This is a genomic window from Amycolatopsis methanolica 239, from assembly GCF_000739085.1.
Lineage (GTDB): Bacteria > Actinomycetota > Actinomycetes > Mycobacteriales > Pseudonocardiaceae > Amycolatopsis_E > Amycolatopsis_E methanolica.
The window spans coordinates 4547096-4559778 of the sequence record NZ_CP009110.1; the positions used below are offsets into that span (position 1 = coordinate 4547096).

The window sequence follows — 12683 nt, forward strand, 5'->3', positions numbered from 1 at the left end:
CCGATCGGTCCGCAGAAGGGAGCACACCATGAGGGACGCCGTCATCGTCGAGGCCGTCCGCACCCCCGTCGCCAAGGGCAAGCCGACCGGCGCCTACGCCGCGGTGCACCCCGTCGAGCTGCACGCCCACGTGCTGCGCAGCGCGGTGGAACGCGTGCCCGGTCTCGACCCGTCCGAGATCGACGACGTGATCGGCGGCGCCGTCGGGCAGGTCGGCGAGCAGAGCGGGAACACCACCCGGTTCGCGGCGCTGGCCGCGGGCTTCCCCGATTCGGTCGCCGGCGTCACCGTCGATCGCCAGTGCGGCAGCAGCCAGCAGGCGCTCAGCTTCGCCGCGCAGGGGATCGTCGCGGGCGCCTACGACATCGTCGTCGCCTCCGGTGTCGAGTCGATGAGCCACGTGCCGATCGGCAGCTCGGCCAACGTCGACGGCGTGCGCGCCGACGTGCGGGGCCCCTCGGTCGAGAAGCGCTACCCCGGCGGGCTCATCCCGCAGGGCGTGGCGGCCGACCTGATCGCCCGCAAGTGGAACCTGTCCCGCACGCAGCTGGACGAGTTCGCGGTGACCAGCCACCAGCGGGCGGCCGCCGCGTGGCGCGACGGGCACTTCGCCGGCCAGGTCGCGCCGTTGAAGGTCACCGCCGCCGACGGCACGGTCACGCAGCTGGACGTCGACGAGACGATCCGGCCCGGGACCAGCCTGGAGGTGCTGGCCGGGTTGCGCCCGGCGTTCGCGCACGAGCACTGGACCGGGCGGTTCGGCGAGATCGACTGGAAGGTGACCGCGGGCAACTCCAGCCCGGTCAACGACGGCGCGGCCGCGCTCGTGCTCACCACCAGCGAGATCGCGCGGCAGCGCGGGTGGCGGCCGCGGGCCCGGATCCACACCGCGACGGTCACCGGCGACGACCCGGTCTACATGCTGACCGGGATCATCCCCGCCACCGCCAAGGTGCTCGCGCGGGCCGGACTGTCCCTTTCGGACATCGACGCGTTCGAGGTCAACGAGGCGTTCTCCTCGGTCGTGCTCGCCTGGCTCGCCGAGACCGGCGCGGATCCGGCGAAGGTCAACGTCGACGGCGGCGCGATCGCGATCGGGCACCCGCTGGGCGCGAGCGGCGCGCGGCTGGCCACCACCCTGCTCGGGGTGCTGGAGCGCACCGGCGGCCGCTTCGGCCTGCAGACCATGTGCGAAGCCGGCGGCACGGCCAACGCGACCATCATCGAAAGGATTTGAGGACAATGGAAATCGCCGGTTCGATCGCGCTCGTGACGGGCGCCAACAGCGGACTCGGCCGCGTGCTCGCCACCGCTCTCCTCGACCGCGGCGCGAAGACCGTCTACGCCGCGGCCCGCAACCCGGAGCATCACCGATCCGCGGCTGACGCCGGTCCGGCTCGACGTCACCGACCCCGCGTCGGTCGCCGCGGCGGCGGAGCTGGCGGCCGACACGACGTTGGTGATCAACAACGCGGGTGTCGGTAGCAACGGCTCGCTGCTGACCGCGCCGGACCTGGACGCGGCCCGGACGGTGCTGGAGACCAACTTCTTCGGCCCGGTCAACGTCTCCCGTGCCTTCGCGCCGATCCTCGGCCGCAACGGCGGGGGCGCGCTGGTCAACGTGCTGTCGGTGCTGTCGTGGCTGGCGCCGCCGGTGACGGCCGACTACAGCGCGGCGAAGGCGGCGGCATGGTCGTTCACCAACTCCGCCCGCTGGGCGCTGCGCCGGCAGGGCACGCTGGTGGTCGGGGTGCACGTCGGGTACATGGACACCGACATGGCCGCGCACGTCGACGGCCCGAAGGTGGCGCCGGAGGACCTCGCGCGGCAGGTCCTGGACGCCGTGGAGAACGGCCAGGAGGAGGTGCTGGGCGACGAGCTGAGCCGCGGCGTCAAGGCGGGGCTCGCCGGACCGGTGGCCGCGTTCGAGCGGTAACCTGCGCCGCATGGGGGATTCCGGTTCGTGTTGCCCGTTCTGCTGTGCTGCGTGGCGGCGTGCTCGTCGCCGGCGCCGCCGGGGCCGCCCCGCCCGCTTCGAGTGCCGAACCCGACGCCCTCCAGACCGTTCTCGGTAAGGACCTTCGCGTCGCTGATCGGGGTCGCCAGCGGCAGCGTCACGGACGAGATCCGGACCCGGCTGATGCGGTCAAGGGTGGCGCTCATGCGGTCTTCTCCCTGGTGTCGAACTCGATGCGCTTGATCTTGCCCATCACGGCGAACCCGATGAGGGCGAGGACACCGTGCGCGGCGACGAACCACAGTGCGGTGTCGAAGGAACCGGTCGCCTGCACGGTGTAGCCGATGACGATGGGCGTCACGATGCCCGCCGCGTTGCCGAAGGCGTTCATCGTGGATCCGACGAAGCTGGTCGCCTGCGGCGGCGCGATGTCGGTGGTGATCGCCCACCCGAGGGCGCCGAGGCCCTTGCCGAAGAACGCCAGCGTCATGATCGCGACGATCAGCGCGCTGCTGTCGGTCAGGCTGCACAGCGCGAAGCTGGTGGCCAGCGCCATCCCGGTCACGGACGGGATCTTGCGCGCCGCGGTGAGCGAGGCCCCGCGGCGCAGCAGGGCATCCGAGACGAACCCGCCCGCCAGGCCGCCGGCGAACCCGCACAGCGCGGGCAGCGCGGCCACGAACCCCACCTCCAGCAACGCCAACCCGCGCCCCTCGACCAGGTAGACCGGGAACCACGTGATGAAGAAGTAGGTGAGCGCGTTGACCGCGTACCGCGAGATGTAGACACCCCACAGCGGCCGCGTCGAGAAGATCTTCGCGATCGTGCGCCGGTCCAGCGGGACGCGTTGTTCGGCCCGGGTGCACGCTTCGTCGAGGTCGACCAGCGCGCCGCCGGTGGTCATGGTGTCCAGTTCGGCCGGGGTCACGCGGCGGTGGTGGCGCGGCGAGTCCATCCAGCGCGACCACCCCACGGCGAGCGTCAGCCCGAGCACGCCGAGCATGACGAACACCCAGCGCCAGCCGAGCTCGTGCGTGATCCACCCCATGACCGGGGCGAACAACGCGGTCGCGAAGTACTGCGCGGAGTTGAACACCGCGGTGGCCCGTCCGCGTTCGGCGGTCGGGAACCAGGTGTTCGCTACGCGCGCGTTCACCGGGAACGCCGGCGATTCGAACACGCCCAGCAGCAGCCGGAGCGCGAACACGATGGTGACCGCGACCAGCACCGGCGTGGTGATCAGGCCGACCAGGCTGATCGCGGCGGTCACGACCGTCCACAGCGCGAGGCTGAGCGCGTAGATGCGGCGGGCGCCGAAGCGGTCCAGCAGCACGCCGCCGGGCAGCTGGCCGAGCACGTAGGCCCAGCTGAAGGCGGAGAAGATGTAGCCGAGCTGGACCGTGCTGAAGCGGAGCTCGGCCGAGATGCTGCTGCCGGTGATCGACAGGCTGCTGCGGTCGGCGTAGTTGATCGCGGTGATGATGAAGATCAGGCTGAGAACCAGGTACCGGGGGGGGGAATGCGACGGCGTCCGGTCGCGGTGCTCGCCACCGCCGGCGCCGTCTCCTCGAGACCTCGACTTCGGCATGTTTCACTAGCCGAACAGCATATCTCAATCTGCGGATTTCACTAGCCCCATGAGGTGAGCCGCCTGCTGTCCCCTGCTCCGCACGCCAGCCTTCGCCAAGACGGCCTCGATCCCGAGCGCGTCCACGATGTCCACAGTGGACGCGCCAGAGCACTAGGACCCGCGATCCGGCGCTTCCCGGCCACCCGCGTTCCACCACGGCACGCATCACGAGCCGCCACCCGGTACTGTCCGGCCGCCCGCACTCCGCCACAGCCATCACCCGCGGTCCAGCACTGTCCGGCCCCGCACATCCCACGGCAGGACTGGCTGTGATCGACAGCGCGGCGTTTCCCGGCCGCGCGCCTCCGAGCCCTGACCATTCCGGCTGCGCGTGGGTTCCAGGCGGCACGGTTTCCGGCTGTACCACCGGTCGCAGGATCGCGGCGATCCCCGCACCACGGTGGTGCAGCGCGCTCAGGCACTACACGTGCGGCTTCATGATTCTCTCCTCCCTCGTGCTGCTCGTTTGCTGTCAGCCGTGGTGCACCGCCTCCACGTTGTGCCCATCGGGGTCGCGCAGGAACACCGCGTAGTAACCCGGGTGGTACTCGGGCCACTCGCGGGGCGCGTGCAGCACCTCGACACCCGCCTCGACGGCCGCGGCGTGCACGGCGTCCACCGCGTCCCTGCCGGGCGCTCGGAAGGCCACGTGCAACTCGCGGGTTTCCGCGCCGCCCGCGGAACTCAGCCAGAAGTCGGGATTGCCGTCCGGCCCGGCCATCCCCACCACCACACTGTCGCCCGCGGGAAAACGCATCGCCTCCCGTAACCCGATCGGCCCGAACACGCGCTGATACAGGGCGGCGGAAGCCTCGACGTCGGCCACCTGAACTCCGAGATGATCCAGCATGCGCGAAGGCTAACCGGCACCACCGACAATTTCCGGCCGCCACGTTCCGGACCCCCCTCAGGAGTCCACAGTAGACAGCGTACGGAACGCGGAATAACCGTGGTAACGTTCCTCCATGGGGGAAAATTCACCAACATTGCAGTCCGTCTCGAACGCATTGCGCCTGGTGCTGTTGCTCCGCGCCCAGGAGGACGTCGGGGTGACGGACGCGGCGCGGCACCTCGGCGTCGGCCCGTCCACGGCGCACCGCCTGCTGACCACCTTGCAGCACCACGGCTTCGCCGAGCAGACCCACGGCGGCCGCCGCTACCGCATCGGCCCGTCGATGACCATGTCCAGCGAGACGCAGGCGGTCGAGCACTGCCTGGAGGTCGCGTACCCGCTCATGCAGCAGCTGCGCGACGAATCGCGGGAGACCGTGCACATCTCGGTGCTGGCCGGCGCGCGGGTGAAGTTCGTCGCCGCCGTCGAATCGCCGCTGCTGATGCGCGTCGCGAGCCGGGTCGGCCTGAGCATGCCGGCGCACGTGTCCGCCGCGGGCAAGGTGCTGCTCGCCGAACTCACCGACGACCAGCTGGCCGAGCTGTACCCGGACGAGGAACTGACCGGCGCGACCGACGCCGGCCTGCACACCCGCACCGCACTCCGGCGGGAGCTTGCGGGCGTGCGGGCGGAGGGCTTCGGACGCAACACCGGCGAGTCCGAGGAGGGCCTGGCCGCGCTCGCGGTGCCGATCCCGCGCGCCACCGGCCGCGTGCTGTGCAGCCTCGCGCTCACCGGTCCCCTGTTCCGGTTCAACCCCGATCCGGCCGCCGGCGTTTCGCCGCGTGAGCTGGAGCTGACGACGATGCTGCGGCACTCCGCGGCGCAGATCGCGAACCAGCTCGTCTACTGAGGAGCACAATGGGCAGGGACGAGAGAGGGGGCGCCATGCCCGACGAAACCACGCCCGAGGGCGACTACACCGAATCCGGCGTGCCGAGCTTCGACTTCGTGCGCGACCGCATCGAGAACCGCTACGCGACAGCCCTCGGCTCGACCGAGCTGGCCGGGGAGACCACGGAGGCGTCCGCGTTCGACGAGAAGCTGGCCGACCGGGACCGCGCCGCGCGCGACAAGCTGGAGGAGATCCGCCGCTCGATGCGCGGCGAGTGAATTCAGGGCTTCTGCCAGACCGAGACGTGCTTGCGGCTCCCCGGTGAACGGCTCGCGCGCCCAGTCCGACCACCGCTCCCGCAGGCGCATCCCGGCCATCTCGGCCATCAGGTCGAGCTCCGACGGCCAGACGTAGCGGAACGGGATCGACCGGAACGCGCCGCGGCCGCCGGTGACGTCGACGTAATTGGAGCTCATCGCCTGCGTGGCCACGTCGTACACGTCGTAGGCCCAGTTCGTCGCGCCGCCGTGGAACGGCACGACGGTCTGGCCGTGTGGGAGCTGCCGCAGCGCGGGCACCCCGACCTCGATCACGAAGCACCCGCCCGGCCGGAGGTGCGCGGCGGCGTTGCGGAAGCACGCGACCTGTTCCGCCTGGGTGGTCAGGTTCATGATCGTGTTGAAGACCAGGTAGGCCACCGAAAACTCGCCCGGCACCCGAGTTGTCGCGAAGTCACCGATCGTCACGCCGACCGCGTCGCCACCCGGCTTCGCGCGCAGGCGGGCCACCATCGCGCGGGAGAGGTCGATGCCGTGCACCGACACGCCACGCGCGGCGAGCGGCAGCGCGATCCGGCCGGTGCCGATGCCGAGTTCGAGGGCCGCGCCGTCGCCGGCGAGACCGGCGAGGAACCCGACCGTCGCCGCCACCACGGCCGGCTCGAACTCCGGCCCCTCCGACTGGTCGTACGTCGCGGCGACGTCCTCACCGAAGTGACCGTCCTCCATGTCCGGACGGTAGCGCGGCACGCCGCGGCGGTGCCCGCTATTTTCCGCCGAGGAACTCGTCGAGCACCTTCGCCGTCGCCTCGGCGGGGATGCCGTGCCCGGCGCCGCCGGGGACCTCGGCGTACCTCGCCCGGCCGAGGTACGCGGGCAGCGCCCGGGCGGCTTCGCGCAGGCCGGGCCAAGTCTCGCTGCCGCTGAGGACGAGGACGTCCAGATCGAGAGCACGCATGGCCGCGGTGGGAAGGTTCGGCGCGGCCGTGAGCGTGGCGTCGTACACCAGGCTCTGCGCGACGGCCTCCAGCTGCGGCCACATCGGTGAGCGCCGGATCTGCTCGACCGTCTCCGGCGGCAGCCCGATGCCCTCGATCTGCATCGTCGCGACCGCGTCACCGCGCCTGCCGTCGCCGATCAGCGCGGCGAGCTTCCCCGCCAGGTCGCGGGCCGAGCCGGCCAGACCGCCGAGCGCGAACGGCGGCTCGTAGAGCGCGACGCGGGTGATCGCCGCCCCGGCGGCCGCGGCGTGCAGCGCGAGGATGCCACCTGAGGAGAAGCCGAACACCGCGGTCGGCCCGCCCTCGGCCGCGAGCACGGCGTTCAGGTCCTCGACCTCGCGCTCGACCCGGTAGGTCGCGGCCTGGTGCGGCGGAATGACGTCGCCGCTGTCCCCGCGCCCGCGCCGGTCGACGCACACGACGGTGTACCGGTCGCGCAGCACCTCCGCGACGGGCGCGCACGCCGTCCGGTCGTTGAAGGCGCCGCCGAGGAACACGACGAGCGGCCCGCTGCCGTCCCGCTCGTAGGCGATGGGCGTCCCGTCCGCCGAGGTGACCGTGTGCATGCCGTCCTCCTTCACCGGGGGTTTCAGTGTGCCGACGAACGGGCCCGCGGTGGGAGGACATCCGGGAAGCCGAACCGCCGCACCAGGGACGGCTCGCCGAAGACGGTGATCTTCGCGATGCCCGTGGCGGTCCCCGTGAGGACCGCGAGGCCGTATGCGCGGTGCGCGCCGCCGGTGAGGCGGTACGTCACCGCGGCCGGCTGGTCGTTCGCCGTCGTCGGCAGCATGCGCCACTCGCCCGGCTTGCCGATCATCGCGGGGCTCTCGAGGAACGGCAGGCAGGTGCGGCGGCCGGCGAACCACGTCGGCGACCCGACCACCTCCAGCGCGGCGTCCTGGCGCAGCGCGCGTTCCAGCAGCGCGACATCGGACTTCTCGAACGCCGCCATGTACTGCTCCAGCAGCGCACGCGCCTCGGGCGCGGACGGCTCCGCCGGCTCCTCCGGCGCGGCCACCTCCGCCAGGCTCGCCCGGGCCCGTTGCAGCGCGCTCTTCACCGCCGCGACCGTCAGGCCGAGCATCCCGGCGACCTCGGCGGCCGGGAAGGCCAGCACATCCCACAGGATCAGCACCGCCCGCTGCCGCGGTGGCAGCACTGCAGGCTCGCGATCAGCGCCAGCCGCACCCCCTCCCGCGATTCGGCCGCCGCCGCGGGGTCCACCGGGATCGGCTGGAGCCACGCCACCGCCGGCCGCCTCACCGGGCGCCGCGGCCGGATCGTCCGACGGCGGCGCCAGCCCGGACGGCAGCACCCGCCGCCCGCGGCCCCGCAACGCCGTCAGGCACACGTTCGTCGCGATCCGGTACAGCCAGGTGCGCACCGACGCCCGCCCCTCGAACGCGCCGAACGACCGCCACGCGCGCAGATACGTCTCCTGCACCAGGTCCTCGGCGTCGTCGAGCGAGCCGAGCATCCGGTAGCAGTGCGCCAGCAATTCGGCGCGGAACGGCTCCGCCACGCGGGCGAAGCCGTCCTCGGTGGTTCCCACGTCAAGCACTCTGCCCCACCTTCGCCGGTGGGAAGAGGTTCACGTGCTCCGGGAAGATCCGCACGACCACGCGGTCCGCGTCCGGCTCCGGCGGCGGCTCCTGCCCGCCCATGTACAGCTGGTACATCACCACCGGCAGCTCCTTCCCCGGATCGGCGGTGATCTCCACGCGGCCGCGCACCTCCGCGTAGTGGCCGGTCACCCGGGACACCACGAGCAGGCTGAGCCGCGAATCGCGCACCAGGTCGCGGGTCTTGCGGCGGCCGCGAAGCGTGCTGAACACGATCGTGCCGTCGTCCTCGCACTTGACGAAGACGACCGAGGACTGGGGACGGCCGTCGGAATTGCTGGTCGAGACGATCGCGAAGTGCGGTGCGCCGACGAGGCGGCGGACGGTTTCGGGCAGTGTCATACCGGTACCGACTCGCGGGCGGCCGGAAAGGAATCGGTCTCAGCGCACCGTCATGCGCACGCCCTCGGCCAGCCGGTATGGGCGCGTGTCCACCAGCGCGCCCAGCAGCCGGCGCAGGCGCGAAACCTCCGCACGCACCGTGACGATGTGCTCGGCGTCGCCGTACAACGCGCGGCTGAGCGCCTCCGCCGACAGCCCGGCCTGCCCGGCGCGGTGCAGCAGCACGAGGATTTCCGCGTGGCGGCGGGTCACCTTGCGCCGCCAGCCGGTGTCGCCGCCCTGCAGCGTCAGCAGCGGGGTGTGCGTGAGGTCGAGGTCGAGCGTCACCCGCCGGTCGGGTCCGGCCGGACGGATCAGCCAGCCCTCGGCCAGCCGCTCGGGCAGGCACGCGCCGAGCCCGGGCACCGCGATCGGCTCGCCCGCGGACGGCGCCGCGATGCGGTCGCCCACCGACACTCCGGCGCCTGCCGCGACCCAGCCGTGGTCGTCGACCAGCAGCGCGGGCCCGGTGGCCAGCAGCGGTTCGCCCACCTGCCGCAACCGGTCGAGGCGCCGCTGGTGCCAGCGCCAGATCTGCGCCTCGGCGAGCCTGCGGCCGGTCTCCACCAGCGCCCCGATGGCCGGGTGGAGCGTCAGCGCGGGGCCGCTCACGTCGATCACCCCGAGCAGGTCGCCGGTGCGCGGATCGTGCACCGGCGACGCCGTGCAGTACCACGGGTGCTGGTTCTGCTCGAAGTGCTCGCCCGCGAGCAGCTCGACCGGGGCTGCCTCGGCGAGCGCGGTGCCGATCGCGTTGGTGCCGACGCGTTCCTCCGTCCACTCCGCACCCTCGAAGAACCCGAGGTCGTCGGCATGGCGACGGACGCGGGACGTGCCTTCGCGCCACAGGATGACGCCGTCGGCGTCGGTGACGACCAGCAGCACGTGCGGCATCCCGCCGAGCACCTGCTTGAGGTCGCCGACCGCGTCCCGCAGCGGCGAGTTCTCCCGCCTCCTGGCCAGCTCGTCCTCGCTCAGCCAGTCCCGGGTGTTGAGCCCGTCGGCCTTCAGCCCGAGCCCGAGGACCCGTTCCCAGGACCGGGACACCACGTCACGCGGCCGCAGCGGCGGACGGCCGCCCGCGATCACGGCGTCGTGCATGCGGACCAGGTCGCGGGCGTAGGCGGGCAGGCTGCAGCCAGGCGGGACTGCGCCGGGCACGCTCACGGTCCACCTCCGCACCACTGCGTCGACGATCGAGCATAGGTGCCGCTCACGCGCTCGCCAAGGCGTGCAATTCGCTGCAACCGTTGCCGGCCACCCGACCGCCACGCTGTGATCGGTGTTACATCCCCAACGGCGAGGAGGAGTGGCGATGACACAGACAATCGACCGGGAGGCGCCGGCGCGGTCGCCGCAGGCGCGCGTCGACGCTTGGCTGGAGCGGTTCGAGGCCGCGCTGGCCGCCCGCGACGTCGAGGCGGCGGCGGGCATGTTCGCGGTCGAAAGCTTCTGGCGCGACCTGGTGGCGTTCACCTGGAACATCAAGACCGTCGAAGGCCGCGAAGGCGTCGCCGACATGCTGTCCGCCTGCCTGGACGGCACGGATCCGTCCGGTTTCCGCACCACCGAGACCCCGACCGAGGCCGACGGGGTCGTCGAGGCGTGGCTGGAATTCGAGACCGCCACCGGCCGCGGCAAGGGCCACCTCCGGCTCACCGACGAAGGCGCCTGGACGTTCCTGACCAGCCTCCGCGAGCTGAAGGGCTTCGAGGAACCGCAACGCGAACGCCGCCCGAAGGGGGTGCGGCACGGCGTCATCCGGGGACGCCGGGTGTGGGCCGAGGAGCGCGAGCTGGAGAAGAAGGAGCTCGGGTACGAGCGCCAGCCCTACGTGGTGGTGATCGGCGGCGGGCAGGGTGGCATCGCGCTCGGCGCGCGGCTGCGGCAGCTCGGGGTGCCGGCGCTGGTCGTGGACCGCCACGAACGTCCCGGCGACCAGTGGCGCAAGCGCTACAAGAGCCTGTGCCTGCACGACCCGGTCTGGTACGACCACCTGCCCTACCTGCCGTTCCCGGAGAACTGGCCGGTGTTCGCGCCGAAGGACAAGATCGCGGACTGGCTGGAGATGTACACCCGCGTGATGGACGTGCCGTACTGGACTCGGTCGGAGGTGAAGTCCGCCTCCTACGACGAGGACACGGCACAGTGGACGGTCACCGTCGACCGCGCGGGTGAAACAGTCGTGCTGACGCCGAAACAGCTCGTGTTCGCCACCGGCATGTCGGGCAAGCCGAACATCCCGTCGTTCCCCGGGATGGATGTCTTCGAGGGCGACCAGCACCACTCTTCGCAGCACCCGGGCCCGGACGCCTACGCGGGCAAGAAGGCCGTGGTGATCGGCTCGAACAACTCGGCGCACGACATCTGCGCGGCGCTGTGGGAGCACGGCGCGGACGTCACGATGGTGCAGCGGTCCTCCACCCACGTGGTGAAGTCGGATTCGCTGATGGAGATCGGTCTCGGCGACCTGTACTCCGAGCGCGCGGTGGCGAACGGGATGACCACCGACAAGGCCGACATGGTGTTCGCGTCGCTGCCCTACCGGATCATGCACCAGTTCCAGATCCCGGTGTACCAGCAGATCAAGCAGCGCGACGCGGACTTCTACGACCGCCTGGAGAAGGCCGGTTTCCTGCACGACTGGGGCGACGACGGGTCCGGCCTGTTCATGAAGTACCTGCGGCGCGGCTCCGGCTACTACATCGACGTCGGCGCCTCCGAGCTCGTCGCGAACGGCGACATCAAACTGGTACGCGGCCAGGTCGACCACCTGACGCGCGACGCCGTGGTGCTCGCCGACGGCACCGAACTGGAGGCCGACCTGGTGGTGTACGCGACCGGGTACGGGTCGATGAACGGGTGGGTCGCCGACATCGCCGGGCAGGAGATGGCCGACCGGGTCGGCAAGTGCTGGGGCCTCGGCTCGGGGACGACGAAGGACCCCGGCCCGTGGGAGGGCGAGCAGCGGAACATGTGGAAGCCGACCCAGCAGCCGGGGTTGTGGTTCCACGGCGGGAACCTGCACCAGTCCCGGCACTACTCGCTGTACCTGGCGCTGCAGCTGAAGGCCCGGTACGAGGGCATCCCGACGCCGGTGTACGGGCTGCAGGAGGTGCACCACCTGTCGTGAAGCTTCCGGGGCCCGGCCCTCGACGGGCGGCCGGGCCCCGGGTTCCACCTACGCGAACGCGTTCACCCCGGTCAGCTCCGCGGACATCGCCCACAGCCGCGCGGCCTGCTCCCGGTCGGTGGCGTAGTCGCGGACGCCGAGGAACATCGCCGGGCGGCCCGGGCCGGACGCGAGCGGCTCACCCGAGGCCGGCTCGGCGATGTCGCAGTCCTCGCAGTACACGCCGCCCATCCCGGCCAGCCGCGGCGACGTCGCGGCCCACACCTGCGTCGCCGCGCCCTGCTCGGGGGTCTTGAACCAGTCGGCGACCGGGGTGCCGTTCTCGTCGACCCAGCCGTTCGCGATCTGCTCCGCCAGCGGGATGTGCCGCTGCAGCGGGGTCAGGATGCTGCCCCGGGTGCACCGGCCTGCCACTTGTCGTAACCGCGCTCGAACCACATGTCGTCCCAGCGGATGCCGGAGAAGTGGTGGCCGCGCGAGGACACCGACACGATCCGCGCGCCCGGCGCGATCGCCGGCCACAGGCGGTTCACCAGCGCGAAGTGGCCGAGGTGGTTGGTCGCGAACTGGGCCTCCCAGCCGGGGCCGACGCGTGTTTCCGGGCAGGCCATGATCGCGGCGCTGTTGATCACGGTGTCGATGCGGCGCCCGGACGAGGTGAACCGCCCGGCGAAGTCCCGCACGCTGTCCAGGTCGCCCAGGTCCAGCTCGTCGACCTCGGCCAGGTCGCCCAGCGCCGCCTTGGCCGCGTCCGGCCGCCGGGCCGGGACGACGACGTGCGCGCCCGCGCCGGCCAGCGCGCGGGTGGTCTCCAGGCCGAGGCCGGAATAGCCGCCGGTGACGATCGCGAGCCTGCCGGACAGGTCGATCCCGCGCAGGACCTCCGCGGCGGTGGTCGACGCGCCGAAGCCGGATCCGATGGGGTGCTGTGCCGTGGTCATGGCGCCGACG

10 protein-coding genes and 3 pseudogenes are annotated in these 12683 nt (G+C 72.0%); 5 read left to right on the forward strand and 8 right to left on the reverse strand.

Features of this window, described 5'->3' with window-relative positions:
- The first annotated feature begins 28 nt into the window (after positions 1 to 28).
- Both AMETH_RS22120 and AMETH_RS22125 read left to right on the forward strand, forming a co-directional pair.
- Complete coding sequence (locus tag AMETH_RS22120; protein WP_017983343.1) at positions 29 to 1237, forward strand: thiolase family protein; 1209 nt, start codon at positions 29 to 31, stop codon at positions 1235 to 1237.
- A gap of 5 nt (positions 1238 to 1242) precedes the next feature.
- Positions 1243 to 1936: pseudogene (locus AMETH_RS22125) on the forward strand (SDR family oxidoreductase).
- A gap of 223 nt (positions 1937 to 2159) precedes the next feature.
- Here AMETH_RS22125 and AMETH_RS22130 read toward each other — a convergent pair.
- Together AMETH_RS22130 and AMETH_RS22135 are read right to left on the reverse strand one after the other, a co-directional pair.
- Positions 2160 to 3545, reverse strand: a complete 1386-nt coding sequence (locus tag AMETH_RS22130; protein WP_017983345.1) for an MFS transporter — start codon at positions 3543 to 3545, stop codon at positions 2160 to 2162.
- Positions 3546 to 4059: 514 nt separating this feature from the next.
- On the reverse strand, positions 4060 to 4437 hold the full coding sequence (locus AMETH_RS22135) for a VOC family protein (protein ID WP_026153251.1): 378 nt from the start codon (positions 4435 to 4437) through the stop codon (positions 4060 to 4062).
- 115 nt (positions 4438 to 4552) lie between these two features.
- On the opposite strand from AMETH_RS22135, the gene AMETH_RS22140 reads away from it, so the two are divergent.
- Entirely contained in the window at positions 4553 to 5332 is a 780-nt protein-coding gene (locus tag AMETH_RS22140) for an IclR family transcriptional regulator (RefSeq protein ID WP_223842907.1), read from the forward strand.
- A gap of 35 nt (positions 5333 to 5367) precedes the next feature.
- Complete coding sequence (locus AMETH_RS40650; RefSeq protein ID WP_026153252.1) at positions 5368 to 5592, forward strand: hypothetical protein; 225 nt, start codon at positions 5368 to 5370, stop codon at positions 5590 to 5592.
- Between the two features lie 2 nt (positions 5593 to 5594).
- On the opposite strand, the pseudogene AMETH_RS22150 reads toward AMETH_RS40650, so the two are convergent.
- From AMETH_RS22150 to AMETH_RS22170, 5 genes and pseudogenes are all read right to left on the reverse strand, one after another.
- Positions 5595 to 6321 (reverse strand): annotated as a pseudogene (locus AMETH_RS22150) (class I SAM-dependent DNA methyltransferase).
- Positions 6322 to 6358: 37 nt separating this feature from the next.
- Positions 6359 to 7159: an alpha/beta fold hydrolase gene (locus AMETH_RS22155; protein WP_026153253.1), complete on the reverse strand. Its 801-nt coding sequence runs from the start codon at positions 7157 to 7159 to the stop codon at positions 6359 to 6361.
- A 23-nt stretch (positions 7160 to 7182) separates the two neighbouring features.
- On the reverse strand, positions 7183 to 8157 hold the full coding sequence (locus AMETH_RS22160) for a sigma factor (RefSeq protein ID WP_323806957.1): 975 nt from the start codon (positions 8155 to 8157) through the stop codon (positions 7183 to 7185).
- Entirely contained in the window at positions 8150 to 8560 is a 411-nt protein-coding gene (locus AMETH_RS22165) for a PPOX class F420-dependent oxidoreductase (RefSeq protein WP_017983350.1), read from the reverse strand. Before AMETH_RS22165 ends, AMETH_RS22160 begins: the two co-directional genes overlap by 8 nt.
- A 39-nt stretch (positions 8561 to 8599) precedes the next feature.
- The gene (locus AMETH_RS22170; RefSeq protein WP_017983351.1) at positions 8600 to 9766 is read right to left on the reverse strand and encodes a helix-turn-helix domain-containing protein; all 1167 of its coding nucleotides are present in this window, start codon (positions 9764 to 9766) and stop codon (positions 8600 to 8602) included.
- A gap of 148 nt (positions 9767 to 9914) precedes the next feature.
- On the opposite strand from AMETH_RS22170, the gene AMETH_RS22175 reads away from it, so the two are divergent.
- Entirely contained in the window at positions 9915 to 11732 is a 1818-nt protein-coding gene (locus AMETH_RS22175) for an NAD(P)/FAD-dependent oxidoreductase (protein WP_017983352.1), read from the forward strand.
- Positions 11733 to 11780: 48 nt separating this feature from the next.
- Here AMETH_RS22175 and AMETH_RS22180 read toward each other — a convergent pair.
- Positions 11781 to 12673 (reverse strand): annotated as a pseudogene (locus tag AMETH_RS22180) (SDR family NAD(P)-dependent oxidoreductase).
- Positions 12674 to 12683: the final 10 nt, after the last annotated feature.

What these genes read in the sequence shown, in the direction of transcription:
- AMETH_RS22155 (WP_026153253.1), bottom strand. Translation starts at nt 7,159, where the DNA reads ATGCACACGGTCACCTCGGCGGACGGGACGCCCATCGCCTACGAGCGG.
- AMETH_RS22135 (WP_026153251.1), bottom strand. Translation starts at nt 4,437, where the DNA reads ATGCTGGATCATCTCGGAGTTCAGGTGGCCGACGTCGAGGCTTCCGCC.
- AMETH_RS40650 (WP_026153252.1), top strand. Translation starts at nt 5,368, where the DNA reads ATGCCCGACGAAACCACGCCCGAGGGCGACTACACCGAATCCGGCGTG.
- AMETH_RS22130 (WP_017983345.1), bottom strand. Translation starts at nt 3,545, where the DNA reads ATGCCGAAGTCGAGGTCTCGAGGAGACGGCGCCGGCGGTGGCGAGCAC.
- AMETH_RS22120 (WP_017983343.1), top strand. Translation starts at nt 29, where the DNA reads ATGAGGGACGCCGTCATCGTCGAGGCCGTCCGCACCCCCGTCGCCAAG.
- AMETH_RS22140 (WP_223842907.1), top strand. Translation starts at nt 4,553, where the DNA reads ATGGGGGAAAATTCACCAACATTGCAGTCCGTCTCGAACGCATTGCGC.
- AMETH_RS22175 (WP_017983352.1), top strand. Translation starts at nt 9,915, where the DNA reads ATGACACAGACAATCGACCGGGAGGCGCCGGCGCGGTCGCCGCAGGCG.
- AMETH_RS22165 (WP_017983350.1), bottom strand. Translation starts at nt 8,560, where the DNA reads ATGACACTGCCCGAAACCGTCCGCCGCCTCGTCGGCGCACCGCACTTC.